A 22,231-nucleotide genomic window follows, 5' to 3' on the forward strand; every position below is an offset into this window, starting at 1 on the left:
ACGCGTCAGCAGGGAACGAGGACGCTCCACAGCGCGCGGTGGAGATCCGACCGCCACTGGTCGTCGAGGGCCTGCACCCCGCGCAGCATCACGGCCATCAGGGTCGCACCGAACGCGACTTCGATGAGCAGTGACGGATCGGACTCGATCTCCACCTCGTCGCGAGCGGCGGCGAGCGCCAGCCGTTCGGTCAGGTCTTCCCACACCGCGAAGCGAAGTCGGTCCGTCACCTCGCGCTGCAGGTCGTCGTCGTCGGCGAGTTCGCTGAAAACACCCATCAGGGCGCGGCGCAGCGCAGCGTCGGAGAACAGGCTCGCACAGCCGTCGATCACCGAGTCGAGCTCGTCGTCGAGGGTGGCGTGAGGATTCCGAGGCGGGATCGCGACCTCGACGGGAAACACCACCCGATGGACCAGATGCGATTTGCTGGGCCAACGACGGCGAATGGCGGGCACGGACGTACCCGCTCGCGCGGCGACTTCGGTCAATGTCAGTCCCGCATATCCGACTTCGGCGATGACATCGCGGGCAGCCTCGAGCACAGCGGCGTCGATGCGAGTGTCACGAGGACGCCCCGCGGTCGCGTCGTTCGCCATGAGCGGCCCTTCCTCTGATCGATCGAATCGTCGTATTCCACCTGGTGCCGACGCTTGTCGCGGTTGACGAGATCCGTGCCGTGGCATAAATTACGTTACCAGTCGGAATGTATTGCGATCGTCTCCCGAACGGTTGAATCACACGCTTAAGGCTCCCTCCCGAAGCCCCGACCGGGCCGGGCCGTGCAGACGCGCGGTCCGGCCCACCCCGCAGACCGAGTTCTGTCGGGCTCAGTCCCCGCAGCAACCGCCGCGCAGGTCTGACTCATCGCGTACGTCGCGCGTCAACGCGCTTCGAGCCGCCCACTCCGACTCCGGCGGATAGTCGACCCGCATCAAACAGAGACCGCGGGCCTGTGCCACCGGAACTTGAGCCGAGCGAGTCTTCTCGGACAGCAGTCCGACGCACCAATCCAGATCACGTCGTCCGTCACCGACGACGGCGACCGCTCCAACGAGTGAACGGACCATCGACCAACAGAAGGCATCGGCCTGCACACGTGCCACCAGCACACCGTCGTCGTCACGACGCCACGAGAACTCCTGGAGTTCTCGGATCGTCGTCGATCCCTCCCGAAACCGGCAGAAGGCCGCGAAGTCGTTGAGCCCCACCAGCGAGCCGGACGCGGCGTTCATCAGTTCGAGGTCCAGGCTTCGCTGCCAGTCCGCGGTGATTCGGGCGGCCGTCGGCTCCGCGCCCCACTGCGCATCGGCGAGACGGTATTCGTAGGTTCGAGCCAGTGCGGCGAAACGTGCGTCGAAGTCTGTGGAGACCTGATCGACAGCCTTCACACGGACATCGTCGGGCAGCATTTTGGCGAGACGGCGGACCAGCCGCGACGGATCACCGTCGATCGACCTCGACTGCAGTGACGCGACGGGGACGTCGCAGTGTGCGACCTGCCCGGACGCGTGGACCCCAGCGTCGGTCCGGCCCGCGACGGTCAGTCGAACTGGTGCTCGCACCACGGTGGACAGCGTTTTCTCGATGGTCTCCTGGACAGTGCGGAGTCCGGGCTGGGTGGCCCAGCCGGAGAAGTCGGTGCCGTCGTACCCGATCCGCAGGCGCAGACGACACTGCCCGCCCTCGTCATCGACGAGGACGGGCAGATGCGCGTGCTGAGGAATCAGTCTTCCTGCTGCGACGGCGGCAGCGAGTAGCCTGCAGCCTCCGCGTCCGCCTCAGTGGCGAACCAGATCTCCGCGACGGTCGACTCGTAGAAACGAGTGCCGGGGCGGTGGTACAGCTTCGACTGAGCGTTGCCCTTGATCGGGAAACCCTCGGGCGCAGCGTCGCCTTCGATCGGCTCGTGCGAGCCGGCCGGTGCGTCGGCTGCCGTGTCCGCGACAGCTGCGGGGGCCTCTGCGGCCTCCTTCGCTGCAGGAGCCTCGTCGGCGGCCTTGGCCTTCGACGCGGCCGCACGTGCGACACGGTTGGCCTCGTTCGATGCGGTCGACTCGCGAACCAGCTCGATCACTGCCATGGGGGCGTTGTCGCCCTTGCGCGGCAGCGTCTTGATGATGCGGGTGTAGCCGCCCGGACGCTCGGCGAAGTGCGGGCCGATCTCCGCGAACAGCGTGTGAACGATGTCCTTGTCGCGGATGTCCTTCATGACCTCGCGACGGTTGGCCAGCTGACCCGCCTTCGCGTGGGTGATCAGCTTCTCGGCGTACGGACGGAGCCGCTTGGCCTTCGCTTCGGTGGTGGTGATGCGGCCGTGCTCGAAGAGCGCCGTGGCGAGGTTCGCCAAGATCGCCTTCTGGTGGCTGGCCGACCCGCCGAGGCGGGCACCCTTAGTGGGCTTGGGCATTTCTCTCTCCTAGGAGGGGACTGACCGGTCTCGCGACCGGGAAGTCGTAGTGGTTCTTGCAGCCCTTACAGCTGTTCGGTCTCCGCGAAATCTTCACCGGAATCGGCGTCGTACGACGCCTCGTCCGTCCACGTGCCGGTGGCCGGGTCGTAACCGGCGACCTGCGACGGGTCGAAGCTGGCCGGGCTGTCCTTGAGGGACAGTCCAAGACCGTGGAGCTTCACCTTCACCTCGTCGATCGACTTCTGTCCGAAGTTGCGGATGTCGAGCAGATCCGACTCGGTACGTGCAACCAACTCGCCGACGGTGTGAACACCTTCGCGCTTGAGGCAGTTGTACGAACGGACGGTCAGCTCCAGATCCTCGATCGGCAGCGTGAACGCAGCGATGTGATCGGCCTCGGCGGGCGAGGGTCCGATCTCGATGCCCTCGGCCTCGACGTTGAGCTCACGAGCCAGGCCGAAGAGCTCGACCAGGGTCTTACCGGCCGACGCCAGGGCGTCACGCGCGGTGATGGAGTTCTTCGTCTCCACGTCGAGCACCAGACGATCGAAGTCGGTGCGCTGCTCGACGCGGGTGGCCTCGACCTTGTAGGTCACCTTCAGGACCGGCGAGTAGATCGAGTCGACCGGGATGCGGCCGATCTCTGCGCCGGAGGCCTTGTTCTGCACGGCCGGAACGTAACCGCGGCCCCGCTCGACGACGAGCTCGATCTCGAGCTTGCCCTTGTCGTTGAGGGTCGCGATGTGCAGGTCGGGGTTGTGAACCGTGACGCCTGCGGGCGGCACGATGTCGGCGCCGGTGACGGCTCCCGGACCCTGCTTACGGACGTACATGGTGACCGGCTCGTCCTCTTCGGAGCTGACCACGAGGCCCTTGAGGTTCAGGATGATGTTGGTGACATCCTCCTTGACTCCGGGGACGGTGGTGAACTCGTGCAGGACACCGTCGATGCGGATGCTGGTGACCGCCGCGCCCGGGATGGACGACAGCAGCGTGCGCCGCAGCGAGTTGCCGAGGGTGTAACCGAAGCCCGGCTCGAGGGGTTCGATGGTGAACTTCGAGCGGTTCTCGGCCAGCACCTCTTCGGAGAGGGTGGGTCGCTGTGAGATGAGCATGTGGTGAATTCTCCTTCGTGCCGACCACTATTTGACGGCGTGAAAGCGGGTCTGAACAGCGAGTGCTGTCAGATTTACTTCGAGTAGTACTCGACGATGAGCTGTTCGGTCAGCGGGACGTCGATCTGAGCACGCTCGGGCACCGAGTGCACGAGGATGCGCAGCGTCGACGGAACCACCTGCAGCCAGGCCGGAGGGGTCCGGTCGCCGACGGTCTCCAGAGAGATCTGGAACGGCGTCGACTGCAGCGACTTCTGACGAACGTCGATGATGTCGTACTGGCTCACGCGGTAGCTGGGCACGTCCACGCGGACACCGTTGACGGTGAAGTGGCCGTGGCTGACCATCTGGCGAGCCTGACGACGCGTGCGGGCGATGCCTGCACGGTAGACGACGTTGTCGAGACGGGTCTCGAGGATCTGGAGCAGCACGTCGCCGGTCTTACCCGAGCGGCGGTTGGCCTCCTCGTAGTAACGACGGAACTGCTTCTCCATGACGCCGTAGGTGAAGCGAGCCTTCTGCTTCTCCTGGAGCTGGAGCAGGTACTCCGACTCCTTGATGCGTGCGCGGCCGTGCTGGCCGGGCGGGTAGGGGCGACGCTCGAACGATGCGTCGCCGCCGATCAGGTCGACGCGAAGACGACGGGACTTCTTGGTGGCGGGGCCGGTATAACGAGCCATGTCTTATCTCTTCCTTTCCGCTTAGACCCGGCGCCGCTTGGGCGGGCGGCAGCCGTTGTGCGGCTGCGGGGTCACGTCGGAGATGGTGCCGACCTCGAGGCCGGCGGCCTGCAGCGAACGGATTGCGGTCTCGCGACCCGAACCCGGTCCCTTGACGAACACGTCGACCTTCTTGACGCCGTTCTCCTGAGCCTTGCGAGCGGCGTTCTCGGCAGCGAGCTGCGCGGCGAACGGGGTGCTCTTACGCGAGCCCTTGAAGCCCACGTGGCCGGACGACGCCCAGCTGATCACGTTGCCCTCGGGGTCGGTGATCGAAACGATGGTGTTGTTGAACGTCGACTTGATGTGCGCGTGGCCCAGCGGGACGTTCTTCTTATCGCGACGGCGGGTGCCCTTCTTCGGGCCTGCGCTACGTGACTTCGGAGGCATTACTTCTTCTTCCCGGCGATGGTCTTCTTCGGGCCCTTGCGAGTGCGGGCATTGGTCTTGGTGCGCTGACCATGGACCGGCAGGCCGCGACGGTGACGCAGACCCTGGTAGCAGCCGATCTCGATCTTGCGACGGATGTCGGCCTGCACCTCGCGACGGAGGTCACCCTCCACCTTCACCGAGGCTTCGATGTATTCGCGCAGCTTCGAGACGTCTGCGTCGGTCAGATCCTTCGCGCGCAGATCGGCCGAGAGACCGGTGGCGGCGATGATCTCCTTGGAGGTGGTACGACCAACTCCGTAGATGTACGTGAGTGCGATCTCCAGCCGCTTTTCGCGGGGAAGATCCACACCTGCAACACGTGCCATGTGGGGTGTTCCTTCTGTGTATCTCAGAGGTCTGCTTCCAGTCCGTCCCGAACTCATGCGTCGGGCCCCGGCCTCTGAACCGGGGGTCGGTGTCCACGCGTCTGCGGACACTGGTTCTGGAAGTTCATACGCGGTATTCAGTTGTGTGTTTCAAGCGACCTGTAAAAGGCGCTGATCAGCCCTGACGCTGCTTGTGACGCAGGTTCTCGCAGATCACCATGACCCGGCCGTTACGACGGATCACCTTGCACTTCTCGCAGATCGGCTTGACGCTCGGATTGACCTTCACGTCAGCGTTCTCCTTGTTGAACTTCTCGGGTTACTTGTACCGGTAGACGATTCGTCCACGGGCGAGGTCGTAGGGCGAGAGCTCTACAACGACGCGGTCTTCCGGCAGGATGCGGATGTAGTGCTGCCGCATCTTGCCGCTGATGTGGGCGAGAACCTTGTGACCGTTCTCCAGCTCAATGCGAAACATCGCATTGGGCAGGGGTTCGACAACGCGACCCTCAACCTCGATGGCTCCGTCTTTCTTAGCCATTTCCTCCGCGATTCTCCCGGTCACGTCGCTTTCGCGCGTTACCGAGCCTGGATCCTTCGTGCTTCCGGTACGGTGGCACTGAACGCGAGCCCCTCCCCTACCGGACGTGACAACGCCCGGGCGAGGACATGCGGGAACCCGCGCGACGCACCGAGGTTCGAGTCTACGTCAGATGTGTTGTATCGGCCAACTCCCGGCCAGGACGGTCTCCCGCGCACCTGCGACCACCCGTGCAACACTGGTCTCATGCGTGCATTCCTCATTCGCAGTGCCCTGACGGGCTTTGCACTCTGGGTCGCGGACGTCATCGTCCCCGGCGTCTACTTCGACTTCGGCGGTCTGAGCTCCTGGTGGGCGAAGACCGCCGTCGTCCTTCTCGTGGCGATGGTGTTCGGTCTGGTCAACGGCTTCATCAAGCCCATCGTGCAGGTGCTGTCGATCCCGCTGTACATCCTGACGCTCGGATTGATCCATGTCGTCATCAACGCGCTGATGCTGAACATCACGTCGTGGTTGACGACGGACGTCTTCCATGTCGGCCTCGTGGTCGACGGCATCTTCTGGTCGGGAGTGTTCGGCGCGATCGTGATCTCCGTCGTCGGGTGGATCACCGCGATGCTGCTGAAGGATCGACCGGAGAACCTGTACCGGTGAGCGACGTGGAGCGGACGGTGACCGTCGTCGGGCACGGCGCGGCGGAGACGGTTCCCGACGTGATGCACGTCGACCTCGGTGTGGAATGCCATGCGTACAGCGTCGGCGTCTCACTGCAGGATGCGGGCGCCGCTGTCGCCGATCTGATCGCAACGCTGACCGAAGCCGGCGTGCCGTCCCGTGACATCCAGACGTCCCATCTGTCGGTGCAGCCGCGGTACGGCGACCACGGGCCGAACGGCGCGCCGATCATCGGCTACACGTCGTCGCACACCATGACCGTGGTTCTCCGCGACCTCGAGCGAGTTCCGACCGTGCTCGCCGCAGCCGCCCGCGCAGGCGGTGACGCTGCGCGGATCCAGAACGTGTCGTTCGCGATATCGGACGACACCGGCCTCGCCGCCGCGGCACGCGACGCCGCATTCGCCGACGCCGTCTCCCGCGCCGAGCAGTACGCGATGCTCGCGGGCGCCCGGCTCGGGGCCGTGCAGTCGGTGACGGAAGAACCGGTGTCGGACGTCCGGCCGCTGTACGCCGCACGTGCGATGGCCGCGCCGATGCCGATCCAGGCCGGTTCGTCGTCGGTGTCGGCTTCGGTCACCGTCGTCTTCTACCTGGACGACTGACATGCGTGCGGTTCTGCAACGTGTCAGTTCGGCGTCGGTCATCGTGGACGGAGAGACCGTCGGCTCTCTTGACCTCATCGACGGAGCACAAGGTCTTGTCGCACTGATCGGCGTCACCCACGAGGACGACGACGACGACGCCCGTGCGCTCGCCGACAAGATATGGGGACTTCGCATTCTCGACGGCGACGCCGACCGCCCGCAAGTCGCTGCGGCCGACGTCGACGCCCCGATCCTCGTGATCAGTCAGTTCACTCTGTACGCGAACACCGCGAAGGGACGACGCCCGTCGTGGAACGCCGCGGCGCCCGGATCTGTCGCCGAGCCGCTCGTGGAATCCGTCGTCGACTCGCTCCGCGGTCTCGGGGCCACCGTCTCAACCGGCCGATTCGGCGCACACATGCACGTCGATCTCGTGAACGACGGCCCCGTGACGATCCTTCTCGAGACCTGAATCACTCCTCCCTGATTCGGCGTTTACGCAGGCAGCGCTGGTATTCTTGCCCGGTGCCGACACCGCTGACACTCCGCAATCGCTCCCCGAGGACTCTCGTGATCGCGGCTGTGGTGTTTCTCGCCGCCACCACTGCGATCGGCCTGACGCTGCGGGTCTGGCACGGCTATCTCGACTTGATGGTGTACCGCCTTGGCGCACAGACGTTCCTCGACGGAGACGACGTCTACGGCCCGCTCCCGCCGCTCGACGGGAACATCCACCTGCCGTTCACCTATCCCCCGCTTGCGGCGATCGTGTTCGCACCGTTCGCCGCGATGCCCGCCACAGTCGCCGCAACTGTCATGTTCGTGCTGACTCTCGCGTCCATCGGGCTGACCGTCTGGCTGGTCCTCGACCGCCTGCGTCCGACGATGGATCGCGGAGTCCGTCTCGCAGTCGTCCTGGTGGTACTCGCGTTCGCCCAGTTCCTCGAGCCGGTCCGAGAGACCCTCGGCTTCGGCCAGGTGAACGCAATTCTGATGGCCGCGGTCGCCTTCGACGTCCTCAACCGGTCCGAGAAGTGGCCACGCGGACTGCTGATCGGAATCGCGATCTCGATCAAGCTGACCCCTGCGGGTTTCCTGCTCCTGTTCCTGATCCGGAGGGACTGGCGCGCTTTCGTCACGACGATCTGTTCGACCATCGCATCGATCGGCGTCGCGTGGTTGATCATGCCCGGCGACTCGCACACCTACTGGTTCTCGAAGCTCCGTGAGACCGGACGGATCGGCGCACCGCACTTCGCAGGCAACGAGTCGCTGAAGGGACTCGCATTCCGCCTCGGCCTCGGCGAGACTGCGTCGTCCCTGGTGTGGATCGGCCTGTCCGCGATCGCCGTGGTGCTCGCAGCGATCTGGATGCGCAGGCTGCTCGCAGACGACAACCTCGCGACCGCACTGATCGTGAACGCCGCCGCGGTGCTTCTCGTCTCACCGATCAGTTGGTCGCACCACTGGGTGTGGGCGGTGCCCGCCCTCGTCGTCGCTCTCGACGCCATCGCGAAAGGGCGCCGCGACATCCCGTTCTGCCTGACGACAGGTGCCGCCGTGGTGATGTTCTATGTGGGTCCCCACTGGCTCATGCCTGCCCGCGACGATCGAGAACTGACGTGGTCGTGGTGGCAGCAGATCATCGGTGCGTCGTACGTTCTGGTGACATTCGCCGTGCTCGCGGTCGGTGCGTGGACCGCCCTGTCGAAGCGAACGAGCGGCAGCCGAGACTGCCAACCGGAGTCAGCGACCAGGTAGGTCCGCGATGCACCAGCCGTCGTTGTGCTTCTCCAAGCGCATGGGCAGGTCGGTGCGTACACCACGAGTGTCGAGGACTGCGTCGACCACAGCGCTCGAACCGGTGATCGTGACATCGTTGATGATCGCAGTCGACGGCACCACCACATCACCGGTCGGCTCCGCGACCGCGCTGCGCGCACTCGGCGTCGCCGAACACGATCGACCGACAGCAGCGATGAATGCACCACGCGACAGGTCGTTCACGTAGCCGCGGACCTGTTCTTCAATGAGCTCGCGGTCGGTCAACGCTGCCGGAGGCGACGGTTTGGCCAGTGCGAAGGCTCCAACGATGAGCACCGCCGCTGCGACTGCTCCGACCAGCCACCAGGCGATCCGCCTTGGCGCCGACCTCACTGCGTGAGGCATGTGGTTCGCACGGTGGATCAGGACGGACGGCGAGTCAGAATTCGCGGGCCGTCGGCCGTGACCGCGACCGTGTGCTCCCAGTGCGACGCGCGGGTTCCGTCGTCGGTGACGACAGTCCAGCCGTCGTCGAGCTCGGAGGTCTCCTCCGTGCCCAGAGTCAGCATCGGCTCAACGGCGAGCGTTGATCCGATCACCAGACGCGGGCCACGATTCGGCTTGCCCTCGTTCGGGAGAAACGGCTCCATGTGCATCTCACGACCGATGCCGTGACCACCGTAACCCGCGACGATGCCGAACCGCCTGCCGAACTTCTCACCTGCGGCGATCGTGCCGCGTTCGATGGCGGCGGAGACGTCGGTCAGACGCGCTCCGTCGACCATCGCAGCGATTCCGGCTTCCAGGGACAGACGAGTCGCCTCGTTGAGCTCGTGGTCCGGCGTCGACAGTTCACCGACGCCGAAGGTCCACGCCGAGTCGCCGTGCCAACCGTCGAGAATGGCGCCGCAGTCGATCGACACGAGATCGTGCTCAGCGAGCACGACGTCCTTGGACGGGATGCCGTGGACGACGACCTCGTTGACCGAGCTGCAGATCGATCCGGGGAAACCGTGATAGCCCTTGAACGACGGCACGGCGCCCGCGTCGCGGATCACCGCTTCGGCGACCTCGTCGAGGTCGAGTGTGCTCACACCGACGGCGGCGGCTTCGCGCACCGCCACGAGCGCGGCGCCGACGATCTCGCCTGCCGCTGCCATCGCGTCGAGCTCACCTGCCGAACGGAACGGAACGGCCTTGGGCTTGCGGAATCCCACGGGCGTCCGGTCAGGCCTTGCCGAGCGAGGTCAGGACGCGCTGGTGCACTTCCTGCACGTCGCCGACAGCGTCGATGCGGCTGACGGTCGACGCGTAGTGGTCGAGCAGCGGAGCGGTCTCGGCCGCGTACACCGACATGCGGTTGCGGATGACCTCTTCGGTGTCATCGGCGCGCCCGCGGGCGAGCATGCGCTCGACGACGACGTCGGCGTCGACCTCGAACGACAGGACGCCGTCGAGTGCGGTGCCGAGATCGTCGAGGATGCCTTCGAGTGCAACGGCCTGCTCGGTGGAGCGGGGGAAGCCGTCGAGGATGAATCCGTTGGAGGCGTCGGGCTCGGCGAGACGTTCACGCACCATGTTGATGGTGATCTCCGGCGGTACGAGGTTGCCCGCGTCGAGGTACTTCTTCGCTTCGACGCCGATCGGGGTGCCCTGAGAGATGTTCGCGCGGAACAGATCACCGGTGGAGATGTGCGGAATGCCGAGCGACTCCGACAGCAGCTCTGCCTGAGTGCCTTTACCCGCGCCGGGGGGACCGAGAATGACAAGTCTCACTTGAGGAACCCTTCGTACTTGCGTTGCATCAACTGACTGTTGACCTGCTTGATGGTGTCGAGGCCGACGGCCACGATGATCAGGAGTGCGGTACCACCGAACGGGATGTTCGCTGCGCTACCGCTGCCGATGTCCATGAAGAGGTTGGGGAGGATCGCGATGATGCCCAGGTACAGCGAACCGGGCAGAGTGATCCGGTTGAGGACGTAACCGAGGTACTCGGCGGTCGGGCGGCCGGGCCGAATACCCGGGATGAATCCGCCGTAGCGCTTCATGTCGTCGGCGCGCTCTTCCGGGTTGAACGTGACGGCGACGTAGAAGTACGTGAAGAACACGATCAGCGCGAAGTAGGCGACGATGTGGAAGGCGCTGGACGGGTTGATCAGGTTGTCCTGCATCCACGTCTGCCATCCCGCCACATCGGTGCTGTTCTGCGTCGTCAGCTGGATGATCAGCTGCGGGATGTAGAGCAGCGACGATGCGAAGATGACCGGGATGACACCGGCGGTGTTCACCTTGATCGGCATGTACGTCGACGATCCGCCGTACATCTTTCGTCCGACCATGCGCTTGGCGTACTGGACGGGGATCCGACGCATGCCCTGCTCGATGAACACGACGGCGATCAGGATGATGAGGATCGCGACGCAGACTAGGCCGAATCGCAGGCCGCCGCCACTGTTGAGGATGTTGCGTCCCTCGGAGGGGAGGCGAGCGACGATGCCGGCGAAGATCATCAGCGACATTCCGTTGCCGACTCCGCGCTCGGTGATCAGCTCACCGAACCACATGACGAGCATCGCGCCCGCCGTCATCACCATGACGATGATGACAAGACCGAAGATCGAGCGGTCGGAGATGATCTCCTGCGAGTTGCAGTCCGGGCCCGTGCTGGGGAGCAGGTTGCCGCTCGCGGCCAGCGCGACGATGCCCGTCGACTGGAGCACTGCCAGGGCCAGCGTCAAGTAACGCGTGTACTGCGTCATCTTGTTCTGGCCGGACTGGCCTTCCTTGCGCAGCTGCTCGAACCGCGGGATGACAACAGTGAGCAGCTGAACGATGATGCTGGCCGTGATGTACGGCATGATGCCGATCGCGAACACCGACAGCTGCAGCAGCGCGCCGCCGGAGAACATGTTGATCAGCGAGTAGATCTGACCGGAGTCGCCGCGGCTGGCGGCTTCGACGCATCGGTCGATCTCTTTGAAGTTGACGCCCGGCGACGGCATGGTCGTGCCGAGGCGATACAGCACCAGGATGCCGAGGACGTAGAAGATCTTCTTCCTCAGATCGGGCGTCCTGAAGGTCGCCACGAGGGGGGAAAGCACCAAGTCCTCCTATAAGCACCTGAAACATGCGGGCCTCTGCGGCCTCGGCGTGCTCGGGGCGTCACACTCGAAAAGATTCCAGGGCATTCAGTCGGAGAATGCCCCCACGAACTCTAACAGTCATCCAATCAACGACGGTCAGGTGAGCGCCCACAGGACGGTGTACGTCCCGAGATTGCTCACCTGACCGGCGTGATCAGAAATTCACCGATGTCTTTACAGCTCGGTGGCGGTGCCGCCGGCGGCGACGATCTTCTCCTTGGCGGAGCCGGAGAACTTGTTGGCGGTGATGTTCACCGCAACGGTCAGTTCGCCTTCGCCCAGCACCTTGACCAGTTCGTTCTTGCGAACGGCTCCGGCGGCCACGAGCTCGGCGACACCGATGGTGCCACCCTCGGGGAACAGTGCGGACAGGTCGCCGACGTTGACGACCTGGTACTCCACGCGGTTGCGGTTGGTGAAGCCCTTGAGCTTCGGCAGACGCATGTGCAGCGGCATCTGGCCGCCCTCGAAACGTGCGGGGACGTTCTTGCGCGCCTTGGTGCCCTTGGTGCCGCGGCCTGCGGTCTTACCCTTCGAGCCCTCACCGCGACCCACGCGGGTCTTCTCGGTCTTCGCACCCGGTGCGGGGCGAAGGTGGTGCAGCTTGATGGTCATGACTTAAACCTCTTCGACTGTCACGAGGTGACGGACCACGTTGATGAGACCGCGGTTGATCGGCGTGTCCTCGCGGGTGACGGTCTGGCGGATGCCCTTGAGACCAAGGGTGCGCAGGCTGTCACGCTGGTTCTTCTTGGTACCGATGGTGCCCTTGATCTGGGTGATCTTGAGTTCAGCCATGGTTATGCTCCCTTGTTCGCGGCGGCAGCAGCGCGTGCGCGCAGCATGCCGGCAGGGGTGACCTCTTCGACGGTCAGTCCGCGACGAGCAGCGACCTCTTCAGGCTGCTGCAGCATCTTCAGTGCGGCGACCGTGGCGTGGACGACGTTGATCGCGTTGTCCGAGCCGAGGCTCTTCGCGAGGACGTCGGTGACGCCTGCGCACTCGAGGACGGCGCGAACGGCGCCACCGGCGATCACACCGGTACCCGAGCTGGCCGGGCGGAGCATGACGACGCCTGCTGCGGCCTCACCCTGGACGGGGTGAGTCACGGTGCCGCCGATCAGCGGGACGCGGAAGAAGCTCTTACGAGCCTCCTCGACACCCTTCTGGATCGCCGCGGGAACTTCCTTGGCCTTGCCGTAGCCGACGCCGACCATTCCCTGGCCGTCGCCGACGACGACGAGAGCGGTGAAGCTGAAGCGACGGCCGCCCTTGACGACCTTCGAGACGCGGTTGATGGTGACGACGCGCTCGAGGTGGTTCTTCTCCTCGCGCTCGCGTCCGCCGCGGTTGTCACGACGATCGCCGCGGCCGCGGCCGCGCTCGTTGCCGCCGTTGGCGTTGCTGTTGTTGTTTCCGGCGGGTCCGTTGCCGCCGTCACGCTGACGTCCGGGCATCAGATGTCCCCTCCGTTGTTGGTCATGTCGATCGTGATCATCATTAGAAGCTCAGGCCTCCCTCGCGGGCGGCGTCGGCCAGAGCCGCGATGCGGCCGTGGTACGACTTGCCACCGCGGTCGAAGACGACGGCTTCGACGCCTGCAGCCTTGGCGCGAGCTGCGACGAGCTCTCCGACCTTGGCTGCCTGAGCCGACTTGTCGCCACCGGCTGCGCGGACGTCAGCCTCGATGGTGCTGGCTGCTGCCAGGGTGCGACCGGTCAGATCGTCGATGAGCTGGACGTGGATATGACGGCTGCTGCGCTTGACGGCCATGCGCGGACGCTCGGCCGTGCCGGAGATGTTCTTGCGCAGGCGGAAGTGACGACGCTTGGTCGCAGTGCGACGACGGGTCGAGACGTCCTTGCCGATGGGCTTACGAACGGTTGTTTCACTCATGTCTTACTTACCCGTCTTTCCGACCTTGCGGCGGATCTGCTCGCCTTCGTAGCGGACGCCCTTGCCCTTGTACGGGTCGGGGCGGCGCAGGCGGCGGATGTTCGCCGAGATCTGGCCCACCTGCTGCTTGTCGATGCCCGAGACCGAGAACTTGGTGGGCGATTCCACTGCGAAGGTGATGCCTTCCGGTGCCTCGATCGGCACGGGGTGGCTGTAGCCGAGGGCGAACTCGAGGTCCTTGCCCTTGGCTGCGACGCGGTAGCCGACACCGAAGATTTCCATCTTGCGGGTGTAGCCCTGCGTGACACCGATCACGAGGTTGTTGACGAGAGTGCGCGAGAGTCCGTGCAGTGCACGGCTGCGGCGCTCGTCGTTGGGCCGGGCGACGACGATGGAGTTCTCTTCCTTCGTCACGGTGATCGGCTCGGAGACGGTGAGGTTCAGTTCGCCCTTCGGGCCCTTGACCTTCACGTCCTGGCCGTCGATCGTGACGTCGACACCGGCGGGAATTGCGATGGGATTCTTACCAATACGCGACATTGTTCTACGCTCCCCTACCAGACGTAGGCGAGGACTTCGCCGCCAACGCCCTGGTTCTTAGCCTGGCGATCAGTGAGCAGACCGGACGACGTGGAGATGATCGCCACGCCGAGGCCGCCCAGGACCTTAGGCAGATTGGTGGACTTCGCGTACACCCGGAGACCCGGCTTCGAGACGCGACGGAGACCAGCGATGCTGCGCTCCCGGCTCGGGCCGTACTTCAGGGTGACGACGAGCTTCTTGCCGACCTCTGCGTCTTCGACGCTGAAGTCGGTGATGTAACCCTCGCGCTTGAGGATCTCGGCGATGTTCACCTTGATCTTCGACGACGGGAGGCTCACCTCGTCGTGGAACGCCGAGTTGGCGTTGCGCAGACGTGTCAGGAAGTCTGCGATCGGATCAGTCATGGTCATGGTGTGACCGTCAACCTTTCTCGTAGCGGTTCCCATACAGCAGTGACCTGCGGATTTCTCCGCCTGTTCGCCGGTGGGCCTTCCACGAAGTGGATAGTTGTGCATTGTTCTCGCCTACCGATGCCATTGGCTTTTCGCCGGCACCCGTGAGCTATGAAGTTGTGGCTCCCGGGGGCACACTTCACCCGGGCAACCACACAAGTGTAGGGAACTTGCTGGCCAGAGTCGAATCGAGGCGTCTGAGGCATCGTCGGCTGCTCGCTCCGAGCCCTGTGACCAGATAGCGGTCACGAGACTCGGAGGTAGCGCTACCGCCCGGTATCCACAGATCGCCGGATGGGTCTCGTTTTCATCGCCGCTCGGGTTCACACTGGGCGGATGGGGGACGATCAGCGGGCGTTGGCGCGTCTGGACCAGGTAATTCACGATCAATCCGGGGTTGTGTGCCGACGCCAGGTGCTCGACTGCGGCCTCGACTCCGCGTACGTCCGACGGCGACTACGGCGACGCGCGTGGGTGGCGGTGTTCAGCGGCGTCTACGTGACGCACACAGGGCCCCTCACATGGGTACAGCGCGCGTGGTGCGCACTTCTGCACACTACGCCGTCTGCGCTGTCCCACGGTTCCGCGTGGCTGCTGCTGACTGGACAGGGTCCGATGTCCGGACCGATCCATGTCGCGGTCGACGCCCGACGGAACCTTCGGCGGGTGGACGGCGTCGTCGTCCACTACCGCTCCGACTACGACGACGCGGTTGTCGCGACCGTCGCTCCACCGCGGGTGCGGCTGGAGCCGACGGTCATCGACCTCGCGGCCGACGCGGCGAAGGCAGTCGAGGTGATCGGAGTTCTGTCCGACGCGGTCGGGTCGCGGCGGACCACCGCGATGAGGCTGCTGACTGCACTCGACGCGCGCTGCCGCACCCGGAACGGCGGGTTCATCAGAGAGGTCCTGCAGGATGTGCACGCCGGGACCTGTTCGGTTCTCGAACACGAGTACCTGACCGCCGTCGAACGCGCCCACGGACTGCCCGCTCCCCTACGTCAGGCCCCGACCGGCGTCGGTCGGCCCGGCTTCCGCGACCTGGACTATCCCGAGTGGGGCGTGGTCGTGGAACTCGACGGGCGGCTCGGCCACTCCGACGCGGTGTCGCGGGACCGCGACATGGAACGCGACCTCGACGCAGCCGTCCACGCCGACCGCCGCACCTACCGGATCGGATACGGGCAGGTCCGCGATCGCGCGTGCAGCACCGCCGAGAAGGTTGCGATCGGACTCGGCAAAGGGGGATGGGCAGGCCGACCGCACCCGTGCAGCTCACCGTCGTGCACCTTGCTCCGAGCCGCGTGACCGCATACTGGTCACGCGGCTCGGAGCGAGCTCTACTTCTGTTCCGGCAACACGTGAAGGCCGGTCTTGTCGCAGGCGAGAGCCAGCGAGGAGATGTACTGTTTCGAGCCGTCAGCCGCGGGGACGGCGGACGCGAGCATGTCGGGGCGCTCGAACTCGACGCCGGAGACGCAGCAGAGCAGCTTCTCGTCGCTCGGGTTGCCGTACTCGTCGTACATCGGGAAGTCGATGCCGTCGTCGGTACGACGCAGGTAGTAGCGGCCCTTCGTCGCGACCGCCAGGATCGGAGGCAGCAGCATCGCCAGGATGGCGGCGACCAGCGGGGAGAAGGGCGCGATCCCGTCGCCGAACAGTCCGAAGAACACTGCGATCGACGCACCCGCGGCGACGATCACGGACACGAAGCCCACGGGGTTGACGGCGTACAACATGCCGCGGCGGAACTCCGGGTGCTTGGGGCTGATGCCGAGCAGATACTTGTTGACGACGATGTCAGTGGCGACCACGACGATCCACGCGATGCCGCAGTTCGCGTAGAAGTTCAGCAGCTCGGACAGGAAGCTGAACATGTTCGCCTCCATGAGCACCAGCGCGATGACCAGGTTGACCACAACGAACACCAGGCGACCGGGGTAGGTCTTGGTGACACGTGTGAACGAGTTGGTCCACGCCAGCGAGCCCGAGTAGGCATTGGTCACGTTGATCTTGATCTGCGAGATCACGACGAGGATCACGGCGAGAGTCATCGCCAGCCAGTGCGGCATCATCTCCTCGTAGGTGATCAGGAACTGGTGAACAGGCTGGTTCGCGATGCCCGCGCCGTCGGCGACGTTGGCGATCAGGTAGACGGCGAGGAACAGGCCGACGATCTGCTTGACCGCGCCGAAGAGCACCCAGCCCGGACCGGCGATCAGCACGGCGGACCACCAACGGCGCTTGTTCTCAGGCGTCTTGGGCGGCATGAAACGCAAGTAGTCGATCTGCTCGGCGATCTGAGCGATCAGCGACAGACAGACACCGGCGCAGAGCATGATTCCCGCCCAGCTGACGCCTTCACCGCGAGGGGCGCCGTTCTCGTCGACTCCGGAGAACGCGAGGAACTCACTGACCGAACCCGGATGTGCGGCCAGCAGATAGATGAGCGGACCGACCATCATGACCAGCCACAACGGCGTCGTCCACACTTGAAGTTTCGCGAGCGCCTTCATTCCGTAGATGACCAACGGGAGGACGATCAACGTCGACACGAGATATCCGACCGGCAAGGGGACGGACAGACCGAGCTTCAACCCCTGCGCCATGATCGAGCCCTCGAGGGCAAAGAAGATGAAGGTGAACGACGCGAAGATCAGGTTCGTGACGACCGAGCCGTAGTAGCCGAATCCGCTTCCCCGGGTGATCAGGTCGAGGTCCAGGTTGTACCGCGCCGCGTAGTACGCGAGCGGGATGCCCGTCGCGATGATGACCGCGGCGAACAGGCCGATGCCCCACAGCGCGTTGCCCGTGCCGTGCGCGATGCCGATATTGGCGCCGATCGAGAAGTCGGCGAGGTAGGCGATGCCGCCCAACGCCGATGTCGCGACGACCGCACCGCTCCACTTGCGGTAGCTGCGCGGCGCGAACCGCAGGGTGTAGTCCTCCAGGGTCTCCTTCAGCGCACCTGATTCGGCGCCCTGCGCGGGTTCGACCCGCGTCAACTGATCCGTCATCAAACCTCCACTCGCCGCCAGAAAGATTCTGGTGAGAGGAAAGTTATGCAGTCGGTGTCACGACGACGGTGCGGAAGTGTTTCGTCGGCGATACGGGTCGGTGCGTCGTGTTACGTCCGCGTGGCGGAGCCCTGTTCGACGGCCCGTCAGCGCGTCCGCGGCAGTAGATCGCGGCGCGACGCGAAGAAGACTGCGGCCCAGATGGCGAGGAGGACACCCGTCAGCCAGAAACCGAGAGTTTCGAGGTCAGCGCCGCCGATCCATGCGAACAGTCCGTGCCAGCCGAACTCGTCGACGGCGAGAGCGGACAGTTGGACGCAGGCGATCACAACGGCGACCGCAGCCGATATCCAGGTCATCAACGCGCTGTAGGAGAACAGGCGGGACCGTTCCCCCGCAGGTGACCACTGGTAGGCGCGACGCATCACGGCGCCCTGCACCGTGTCGAGCAGCGACATTCCCGCTGCGAACAGGATCGGGAGAGTGAGCACGGCCCACCAGGGGACCGCGCCGAGCGTCGCTGTTCCGGCCAGCGCCAGCAGCCCGATCTCGGTGGCCGTGTCGAATCCGAACCCGAAGACGAATCCGACGCCGTACATGCGTGTCGGACGGTCGACGGCGGCTTCGAAACGACCGAGCAGACGCCACATGACACCTCCGGGCGCCGCGTCGTCCGAGCTTCGGCGGCGCAGCGACCACACGTTGATGACCGCGATCACCACCAGGAAGATCGACGACACCATCGGCCCCCACACACCGGTGAACTGGTGCAGTCCGGACTCTTCGTCGGACACCGCCCGCCCGAGCGCTCCGATACCGACGACGAGTGCGAGGCAGAGCAGGAACACCACCGATGAGTGACCGAGGGAGAACCACAGGCCGACCGTCGATGCCGGGCGGCCGCGGTCGACGAAGCGGCGTGTGGTGTTGTCGATGGCGGCGATGTGATCGGCGTCGAACGCATGCCGGAGACCGAGCGCATACGCGCTGAGGCCAACGGCGAGGGCCGCCGGTCCGCTTGTCGAGTAGCTGACACCGGAGGGGAGGACGAGCAGCAACAACGCGCCCCAACCGAGGATGTGCAGGCCGACGATGACCCCTACCGCCCACTGCCAGCCCGGATCACGAACTTCCCGGCTCCGGGTCGTCGAGGTCATGTGTTGTCCTCCATCAGGGTTCTCGTCCATCGGTCCCACGTCGGGTCGAGTGGACTCTCGTGCAGGTGTTCACCGAGGTGGCGCGCCAATGCGCCGGGACCGGCCAAGTCCATCACATCACTCGTGTCGATGTCGGATGGTGCGCTATCGCCCGCTCCCGCGAGCAGGATCGACTCCATCACGCGGTGTCCGCCGAGCACACCCGGCTGCGGGTGGTCACCTCGAACGTCGAGAGACTCCACAAGAAGCGGAGTGTCGCCGCAGGTGACGGCGCTTTCGAGGAGGAGTCGGCCGCCACGCTCCCCGGACCGACCGAACACGGTGACCTCGCGGATCACCGCGCGAGCCGATTCCGCCATCGTGACGTCAGTACGTCGGTGCAGGTCTGCGCCGTCGGAGATCACCGTCTCCAGTCCGCGCCAGACGAGCCGGGCACCGGCGTCGAGGACTATTCGGGTGGTCCACCAGGATTCGACACCGTCCGCGTTGTAGACGACGGTCCCGCCGACCTCGCTGAGTTCGAGTAGGCATCCGGCGCCGACGTGGATGTCGAGGCTGATGGTGTCGCCGCCGAGGATCATCGCGCCGCCTGCGACAAGCGCAACACGCGCGGAGTTCTCGGTGCGGCCCAGGAGCCTCGGCACCAGTGTCGCGCCGACTGCCGCCGAGAGTCTCACGCGGGCCCGACCGGGTGCGGCGGTCACTCCGACTGCGGCGCGGAGCGCGGGCTCAGGCACGGAACAACCGATGCGTCGCGCGGGAGTGTCGCTGTGCCCACTCTTCGCTCTGCGGAGTTCCGGCACCGGGGATTCCAGCGGGGTCGGTGATGGCGGCGAGACCCGCGACCTGCGGCTCGGCGTACTCGCAGGTGCCGAGGATCCACGTCGTCGCCTCTGCCGGGTCTCGTGGATCGAGCTTCAGCAGGGCTCCGGCTGCGGTGGCCGCCTCGTCGTAGATCACCACCCGCACGAGTTCGTCGGCGCTCAGCCCCGCCTCCGCGGCGATTGCCCCGACGACGACGGGTCTGCTTGGCGACCACGATGCGGAACGCATGTGGGCCAGGGACGACGCAGCAGGCCACAACCGGAGTGCCAAACGGAGGTATCCCCTGGCCTGGGCGATCGAAGCCTCGCGCACCGCGGGTGCGGGCGTGCGAGCCGCCCAGGCGACATCGACGGCCCGGATGTCGGCGCCGGTGAGCACCGCGTGGCGGGCCGCGACAGCGGTTCCCGCCTCCACGCGAGACGAGGTCGCGGCCCGGGCGCGGAGGAAGTCCGGGACCTCTGACGCCGACAGGCCGCCCATCATCGCAGGCTCCAGACCTGCGGAGTAGGCGTGTCCGCCGGTGGGCAGCCTGCCGTCGGCCAGCAGCATCGCGACCAGAGTCGACGACGATTCCATCAGAACATCGTGTACAACTGCGCCAGCGGAAGGACGTCTGCCGGCGCGGGCGTGACAATCGTTTCGTCGATCGCGATCTCAAACGTGTCGGGCCGGATGTCGATCTTCGGCAGAGCGTCGTTGACCTTCATGTCGGCTTTTCCGGTGGCACGGGTGTCCTTCAACGCGGCGAGTGTGCGGCGGAGCCCGAGCCGACCGGCGAGGCCGTCGTCGAGGGCGTGGGGCGACACGAATGTGAGTGACAGGTCCGCTCCGATCGCGTCGCCGAAGGCGGGGCGCATGAGGACGGGCTGCGGAGTGGGGATGGACGCGTTCGGGTCACCGAGAGCACCCCAGACGATGCTCCCGCCCTTGATCACGATGGACGGTCGGACGCCGAAGAACCGAGGATCCCACAGGGTGAGGTCGGCGAGCTTGCCCTTCTCGATCGATCCGACTTCGTGGTCGATGCCGTGCGCGACGGCGGGGTTGATCGTGTACTTCGCGACGTACCGCTTGGCCCGCAGGTTGTCGGCCACGTCGCCGCCCGGCTCGTCGAGCCTTCCGCGGTGACTCTTCATCACGTGCGCGACCTGCCACGTCCGCGTGATGACCTCGCCGATCCGACCCATCGCCTGCGCGTCGGACGACGTGATGGACAGCGCTCCGATGTCGTGAAGGATGTCTTCGGCCGCGATCGTCGTGGCGCGAATACGGGACTCGGCGAAAGCCAGGTCTTCGGGCACCGCCGGGTTGAGGTGATGGCACACCATGAGCATGTCGAGGTGTTCGGCGACGGTGTTGACGGTGTGCGGGAGGGTCGGGTTCGTCGATCCCGGCAGTACGTTCGGCAGGCTCGCGATAGACAGGATGTCGGGTGCGTGTCCTCCACCGGCGCCTTCGACGTGGAACGCGTGGATGCTTCGGCCCGCGATCGCGTCGACGGTCGAGTCGACGAACCCTGCCTCGTTGAGCGAATCCGAGTGCAGAGCGACCTGCAGGCCCCACTCCTGAGCCGCGCGCAGCGACGCATCGATCGCGGCGGGCGTCGATCCCCAGTCCTCGTGGACCTTGTAGCCCGCGGCCCCGCCGAGGGCCTCTTCCTCCAGTCCCTTCCACGACACCGTGTTGCCCTTGCCGAGCAGGAGGATGTTCACCGGCAACGCGTCGAGCGACCGATGCATCTGCTGCAGGTGCCACGGGCCGGGCGTCACCGTGGTCGCCTTCGAGCCCTCGGACGGCCCCGTGCCGCCACCGATGAGTGTCGTCAGACCTGTTGCGAGCGCTTCGTGAGCCTGTGACGGGGACAGGAAATGAACGTGGGAGTCGATGCCGCCCGCGGTCAGGATCTTCCCTTCGCCCGCGATGACGTCGGTCGACGGTCCGATCACCAGGTCGGGGTGGACCCCGTCCGCGATGTCCGGGTTCCCCGACCGTCCGATGCCGACGATCCGTCCGTCTTTGATCCCGACGTCGGCGCGTTCGATTCCCCACCAGTCGAGAACGATGACATTGGTGATGACGGTGTCGAGCGCACCCTCACTGCTGGGGACGGTCGATTGCGCCATCGACTCGCGGATCGATTTCCCGCCGCCGAACACCGCCTCTTCGCCGCCGGCGGTGTGATCACGTTCGATCTCGATCCAGATGTCGGTGTCGCCCAGCCGGACCTGGTCCCCTGCTGTCGGCCCGTACAGCGATGCGTACGTTCCACGGCCGATGCTCACCATCAGCTGCTCCGCCCTTCGGTTCGGATCACGATGCCGGGAACGAGGCGTCGCCCACGGAATGCGACGGCGGCCACACGCTTGGACGCCCCCGGCTCGAATCGCACGGACGTCCCCGACGGGACGTCGAGGCGGAACCCTTCGACAGCGGCACGGTCGAAGTCGAGTGCACTGTTGGCGTCGGGAAGATGGAGGTGGGACCCGATCTGAACGGGCCGGTCACCGGTGTTGACGACGACGATCTCGCGCCTCTCGTCCGCCGTCCGGTCGGCGTTCAGTTCAATGGTTCCGGGCTTCACCCGGACCGCGCCGGGTCCGGAGGAACGTGGGGTCGAAGCCATGGT

General features: G+C 65.6%; 30 protein-coding genes. 5 read left to right on the forward strand and 25 right to left on the reverse strand.

Translation table 11 applies throughout. The annotated features are described in order from the left end of the window. Positions 1-5 precede the first annotated feature (5 nt). From JVX90_RS13960 to infA, 9 genes are all read right to left on the reverse strand, one after another. On the reverse strand, positions 6-596 hold the full coding sequence (locus JVX90_RS13960) for a TetR/AcrR family transcriptional regulator (protein ID WP_205329341.1): 591 nt from the start codon (positions 594-596) through the stop codon (positions 6-8). A 231-nt stretch (positions 597-827) separates the two neighbouring features. Further along, on the reverse strand, positions 828-1,661 hold the full coding sequence (gene truA / locus JVX90_RS13965; protein ID WP_205332428.1) for a tRNA pseudouridine(38-40) synthase TruA: 834 nt from the start codon (positions 1,659-1,661) through the stop codon (positions 828-830). A gap of 62 nt (positions 1,662-1,723) precedes the next feature. Further along, complete coding sequence (gene rplQ, locus JVX90_RS13970) at positions 1,724-2,407, reverse strand: 50S ribosomal protein L17 (RefSeq protein WP_205329342.1); 684 nt, start codon at positions 2,405-2,407, stop codon at positions 1,724-1,726. Positions 2,408-2,472: 65 nt separating this feature from the next. Beyond that, a complete protein-coding gene (locus JVX90_RS13975) occupies positions 2,473-3,525 on the reverse strand; it encodes a DNA-directed RNA polymerase subunit alpha (RefSeq protein WP_008375922.1) in 1,053 nt (350 codons plus the stop codon). Between the two features lie 74 nt (positions 3,526-3,599). Then, positions 3,600-4,205, reverse strand: coding sequence for a 30S ribosomal protein S4 (rpsD, locus tag JVX90_RS13980; protein WP_008375923.1), 606 nt, complete (start codon positions 4,203-4,205; stop codon positions 3,600-3,602). 21 nt (positions 4,206-4,226) lie between these two features. Then, positions 4,227-4,634, reverse strand: a complete 408-nt coding sequence (gene rpsK / locus JVX90_RS13985) for a 30S ribosomal protein S11 (protein WP_006895581.1) — start codon at positions 4,632-4,634, stop codon at positions 4,227-4,229. Further along, a complete protein-coding gene (gene rpsM / locus JVX90_RS13990; RefSeq protein WP_008375925.1) occupies positions 4,634-5,002 on the reverse strand; it encodes a 30S ribosomal protein S13 in 369 nt (122 codons plus the stop codon). The genes rpsK and rpsM overlap by 1 nt, the downstream gene beginning before the upstream one ends. Before the next feature lie 175 nt (positions 5,003-5,177). Then, entirely contained in the window at positions 5,178-5,291 is a 114-nt protein-coding gene (gene rpmJ / locus JVX90_RS13995) for a 50S ribosomal protein L36 (protein ID WP_024332746.1), read from the reverse strand. Between the two features lie 30 nt (positions 5,292-5,321). Next, on the reverse strand, positions 5,322-5,543 hold the full coding sequence (infA, locus tag JVX90_RS14000; RefSeq protein WP_007616247.1) for a translation initiation factor IF-1: 222 nt from the start codon (positions 5,541-5,543) through the stop codon (positions 5,322-5,324). A gap of 246 nt (positions 5,544-5,789) precedes the next feature. Here infA and JVX90_RS14005 point away from each other — a divergent pair, with 246 nt between their 5' ends. Genes JVX90_RS14005 through JVX90_RS14020 form a run of 4 tightly spaced genes read left to right on the forward strand, consistent with a single transcriptional unit; the run spans position 5,790 to position 8,566 of the window. Next, positions 5,790-6,197, forward strand: coding sequence for a phage holin family protein (locus tag JVX90_RS14005; protein ID WP_205329343.1), 408 nt, complete (start codon positions 5,790-5,792; stop codon positions 6,195-6,197). Beyond that, positions 6,194-6,823: an SIMPL domain-containing protein gene (locus JVX90_RS14010; protein WP_205329344.1), complete on the forward strand. Its 630-nt coding sequence runs from the start codon at positions 6,194-6,196 to the stop codon at positions 6,821-6,823. The genes JVX90_RS14005 and JVX90_RS14010 overlap by 4 nt, the downstream gene beginning before the upstream one ends. Before the next feature lies 1 nt (position 6,824). Further along, on the forward strand, positions 6,825-7,277 hold the full coding sequence (dtd, locus tag JVX90_RS14015; RefSeq protein WP_205329345.1) for a D-aminoacyl-tRNA deacylase: 453 nt from the start codon (positions 6,825-6,827) through the stop codon (positions 7,275-7,277). 53 nt (positions 7,278-7,330) lie between these two features. Beyond that, positions 7,331-8,566, forward strand: a complete 1,236-nt coding sequence (locus tag JVX90_RS14020) for a glycosyltransferase 87 family protein (protein WP_240193907.1) — start codon at positions 7,331-7,333, stop codon at positions 8,564-8,566. Here the strand turns inward: JVX90_RS14020 and JVX90_RS14025 are convergent. From JVX90_RS14025 to rpsH, 10 genes are all read right to left on the reverse strand, one after another. Beyond that, complete coding sequence (locus tag JVX90_RS14025) at positions 8,552-8,974, reverse strand: hypothetical protein (protein ID WP_205329346.1); 423 nt, start codon at positions 8,972-8,974, stop codon at positions 8,552-8,554. The genes JVX90_RS14020 and JVX90_RS14025 overlap by 15 nt on opposite strands. Positions 8,975-8,991: 17 nt before the next feature. Next, the gene (gene map / locus JVX90_RS14030) at positions 8,992-9,786 is read right to left on the reverse strand and encodes a type I methionyl aminopeptidase (RefSeq protein WP_205329347.1); all 795 of its coding nucleotides are present in this window, start codon (positions 9,784-9,786) and stop codon (positions 8,992-8,994) included. A gap of 10 nt (positions 9,787-9,796) precedes the next feature. Beyond that, positions 9,797-10,345 carry an adenylate kinase gene (locus tag JVX90_RS14035; protein ID WP_008375937.1) on the reverse strand — a complete coding sequence of 183 codons (549 nt, stop codon included), beginning with the start codon at positions 10,343-10,345 and terminating at the stop codon, positions 9,797-9,799. Next, positions 10,342-11,673 carry a preprotein translocase subunit SecY gene (gene secY, locus JVX90_RS14040; protein ID WP_205329348.1) on the reverse strand — a complete coding sequence of 444 codons (1,332 nt, stop codon included), beginning with the start codon at positions 11,671-11,673 and terminating at the stop codon, positions 10,342-10,344. Before secY ends, JVX90_RS14035 begins: the two co-directional genes overlap by 4 nt. A gap of 216 nt (positions 11,674-11,889) precedes the next feature. After that, a complete protein-coding gene (gene rplO, locus JVX90_RS14045) occupies positions 11,890-12,330 on the reverse strand; it encodes a 50S ribosomal protein L15 (RefSeq protein WP_205329349.1) in 441 nt (146 codons plus the stop codon). 3 nt (positions 12,331-12,333) lie between these two features. Next, positions 12,334-12,513, reverse strand: coding sequence for a 50S ribosomal protein L30 (rpmD, locus tag JVX90_RS14050; RefSeq protein ID WP_006895590.1), 180 nt, complete (start codon positions 12,511-12,513; stop codon positions 12,334-12,336). A 2-nt stretch (positions 12,514-12,515) separates the two neighbouring features. After that, positions 12,516-13,172, reverse strand: coding sequence for a 30S ribosomal protein S5 (gene rpsE, locus JVX90_RS14055; protein WP_008375941.1), 657 nt, complete (start codon positions 13,170-13,172; stop codon positions 12,516-12,518). A gap of 43 nt (positions 13,173-13,215) precedes the next feature. Continuing rightward, on the reverse strand, positions 13,216-13,611 hold the full coding sequence (gene rplR / locus JVX90_RS14060) for a 50S ribosomal protein L18 (protein WP_205329350.1): 396 nt from the start codon (positions 13,609-13,611) through the stop codon (positions 13,216-13,218). Between the two features lie 3 nt (positions 13,612-13,614). Then, entirely contained in the window at positions 13,615-14,151 is a 537-nt protein-coding gene (gene rplF, locus JVX90_RS14065) for a 50S ribosomal protein L6 (protein WP_205329351.1), read from the reverse strand. A 14-nt stretch (positions 14,152-14,165) separates the two neighbouring features. Beyond that, a complete protein-coding gene (rpsH, locus tag JVX90_RS14070; RefSeq protein ID WP_008375945.1) occupies positions 14,166-14,564 on the reverse strand; it encodes a 30S ribosomal protein S8 in 399 nt (132 codons plus the stop codon). Between the two features lie 378 nt (positions 14,565-14,942). Here rpsH and JVX90_RS14075 point away from each other — a divergent pair, with 378 nt between their 5' ends. Next, the gene (locus tag JVX90_RS14075; RefSeq protein ID WP_205329352.1) at positions 14,943-15,914 is read left to right on the forward strand and encodes a hypothetical protein; all 972 of its coding nucleotides are present in this window, start codon (positions 14,943-14,945) and stop codon (positions 15,912-15,914) included. A gap of 32 nt (positions 15,915-15,946) precedes the next feature. Here the strand turns inward: JVX90_RS14075 and JVX90_RS14080 are convergent, their stop codons facing one another. From JVX90_RS14080 to ureB, 6 genes are all read right to left on the reverse strand, one after another. Beyond that, positions 15,947-17,623: a hypothetical protein gene (locus JVX90_RS14080; RefSeq protein WP_205329353.1), complete on the reverse strand. Its 1,677-nt coding sequence runs from the start codon at positions 17,621-17,623 to the stop codon at positions 15,947-15,949. Between the two features lie 146 nt (positions 17,624-17,769). Continuing rightward, positions 17,770-18,780 (reverse strand): high-affinity nickel-transport protein, encoded by a 1,011-nt coding sequence (locus tag JVX90_RS14085; protein ID WP_205329354.1) that lies wholly within the window; start codon positions 18,778-18,780, stop codon positions 17,770-17,772. Beyond that, the gene (locus tag JVX90_RS14090; protein WP_205329355.1) at positions 18,777-19,517 is read right to left on the reverse strand and encodes an urease accessory protein UreD; all 741 of its coding nucleotides are present in this window, start codon (positions 19,515-19,517) and stop codon (positions 18,777-18,779) included. The genes JVX90_RS14085 and JVX90_RS14090 overlap by 4 nt, the downstream gene beginning before the upstream one ends. Then, the gene (locus JVX90_RS14095) at positions 19,510-20,181 is read right to left on the reverse strand and encodes an urease accessory UreF family protein (RefSeq protein WP_205329356.1); all 672 of its coding nucleotides are present in this window, start codon (positions 20,179-20,181) and stop codon (positions 19,510-19,512) included. Before JVX90_RS14095 ends, JVX90_RS14090 begins: the two co-directional genes overlap by 8 nt. Continuing rightward, on the reverse strand, positions 20,181-21,890 hold the full coding sequence (locus JVX90_RS14100) for an urease subunit alpha (protein WP_205329357.1): 1,710 nt from the start codon (positions 21,888-21,890) through the stop codon (positions 20,181-20,183). The genes JVX90_RS14095 and JVX90_RS14100 overlap by 1 nt, the downstream gene beginning before the upstream one ends. Next, positions 21,890-22,228, reverse strand: a complete 339-nt coding sequence (gene ureB / locus JVX90_RS14105; RefSeq protein WP_205329358.1) for an urease subunit beta — start codon at positions 22,226-22,228, stop codon at positions 21,890-21,892. The genes JVX90_RS14100 and ureB overlap by 1 nt, the downstream gene beginning before the upstream one ends. Positions 22,229-22,231: the final 3 nt, after the last annotated feature.

The sequence above is a fragment of the Gordonia sp. PDNC005 genome (assembly GCF_016919385.1).
GTDB lineage: Bacteria > Actinomycetota > Actinomycetes > Mycobacteriales > Mycobacteriaceae > Gordonia.

Excerpts from the sequence above, each read along its gene's own strand:
- rpmD (WP_006895590.1), bottom strand. The coding sequence starts at position 12,513 with ATGGCTGAACTCAAGATCACCCAGATCAAGGGCACCATCGGTACCAAG.
- JVX90_RS14095 (WP_205329356.1), bottom strand. The coding sequence starts at position 20,181 with ATGGAATCGTCGTCGACTCTGGTCGCGATGCTGCTGGCCGACGGCAGG.
- rpsK (WP_006895581.1), bottom strand. The coding sequence starts at position 4,634 with ATGCCTCCGAAGTCACGTAGCGCAGGCCCGAAGAAGGGCACCCGCCGT.
- JVX90_RS13960 (WP_205329341.1), bottom strand. The coding sequence starts at position 596 with ATGGCGAACGACGCGACCGCGGGGCGTCCTCGTGACACTCGCATCGAC.
- dtd (WP_205329345.1), top strand. The coding sequence starts at position 6,825 with ATGCGTGCGGTTCTGCAACGTGTCAGTTCGGCGTCGGTCATCGTGGAC.
- infA (WP_007616247.1), bottom strand. The coding sequence starts at position 5,543 with ATGGCTAAGAAAGACGGAGCCATCGAGGTTGAGGGTCGCGTTGTCGAA.
- rplF (WP_205329351.1), bottom strand. The coding sequence starts at position 14,151 with ATGTCGCGTATTGGTAAGAATCCCATCGCAATTCCCGCCGGTGTCGAC.
- JVX90_RS14075 (WP_205329352.1), top strand. The coding sequence starts at position 14,943 with ATGGGGGACGATCAGCGGGCGTTGGCGCGTCTGGACCAGGTAATTCAC.
- rplR (WP_205329350.1), bottom strand. The coding sequence starts at position 13,611 with ATGAGTGAAACAACCGTTCGTAAGCCCATCGGCAAGGACGTCTCGACC.
- JVX90_RS14025 (WP_205329346.1), bottom strand. The coding sequence starts at position 8,974 with ATGCCTCACGCAGTGAGGTCGGCGCCAAGGCGGATCGCCTGGTGGCTG.
- rpsM (WP_008375925.1), bottom strand. The coding sequence starts at position 5,002 with ATGGCACGTGTTGCAGGTGTGGATCTTCCCCGCGAAAAGCGGCTGGAG.
- ureB (WP_205329358.1), bottom strand. The coding sequence starts at position 22,228 with ATGGCTTCGACCCCACGTTCCTCCGGACCCGGCGCGGTCCGGGTGAAG.
- JVX90_RS14005 (WP_205329343.1), top strand. The coding sequence starts at position 5,790 with ATGCGTGCATTCCTCATTCGCAGTGCCCTGACGGGCTTTGCACTCTGG.
- rpsD (WP_008375923.1), bottom strand. The coding sequence starts at position 4,205 with ATGGCTCGTTATACCGGCCCCGCCACCAAGAAGTCCCGTCGTCTTCGC.
- JVX90_RS13975 (WP_008375922.1), bottom strand. The coding sequence starts at position 3,525 with ATGCTCATCTCACAGCGACCCACCCTCTCCGAAGAGGTGCTGGCCGAG.
- rpsH (WP_008375945.1), bottom strand. The coding sequence starts at position 14,564 with ATGACCATGACTGATCCGATCGCAGACTTCCTGACACGTCTGCGCAAC.
- rplQ (WP_205329342.1), bottom strand. The coding sequence starts at position 2,407 with ATGCCCAAGCCCACTAAGGGTGCCCGCCTCGGCGGGTCGGCCAGCCAC.
- rpsE (WP_008375941.1), bottom strand. The coding sequence starts at position 13,172 with ATGCCCGGACGTCAGCGTGACGGCGGCAACGGACCCGCCGGAAACAAC.
- rplO (WP_205329349.1), bottom strand. The coding sequence starts at position 12,330 with ATGACCATCAAGCTGCACCACCTTCGCCCCGCACCGGGTGCGAAGACC.
- JVX90_RS14100 (WP_205329357.1), bottom strand. The coding sequence starts at position 21,890 with ATGGTGAGCATCGGCCGTGGAACGTACGCATCGCTGTACGGGCCGACA.
- JVX90_RS14080 (WP_205329353.1), bottom strand. The coding sequence starts at position 17,623 with ATGACGGATCAGTTGACGCGGGTCGAACCCGCGCAGGGCGCCGAATCA.
- JVX90_RS14085 (WP_205329354.1), bottom strand. The coding sequence starts at position 18,780 with ATGACCTCGACGACCCGGAGCCGGGAAGTTCGTGATCCGGGCTGGCAG.